This is a genomic window from Klebsiella sp. K47 (genome assembly GCF_051858335.1).
In the GTDB taxonomy this organism is placed as follows: Bacteria; Pseudomonadota; Gammaproteobacteria; order Enterobacterales; family Enterobacteriaceae; genus Klebsiella; species Klebsiella pneumoniae.
Window position 1 is genome coordinate 1 of record NZ_JBPYUI010000536.1, and the last position, 215, is coordinate 215.

At 47.9% G+C, this 215-nt stretch carries 1 pseudogene; it reads left to right on the forward strand.

The window, feature by feature from the left end:
- Nucleotides 1-215, forward strand: a pseudogene (locus RRF55_RS29125) (sulfite exporter TauE/SafE family protein); the annotation flags it as partial.

The window sequence follows — 215 nt, forward strand, 5'->3', positions numbered from 1 at the left end:
GTCGATGGGGCTTTTATCTTTGGTGATTAGCCCATTTCAAGCGGCAACTTTGCTGATTATCCCTTCCATGGTCACGAACTTTTGGCAATTGTTTGCAGAAGGGCGTGTAATGCGACTGGTACAACGCTTTTGGCCGTTGCTGGTGGGCATGATCATTGGTTCAGTTTGGAGTGTTTTTCCTACGCTCGGACATGGCGAATTTCAAAGTGAAGCGC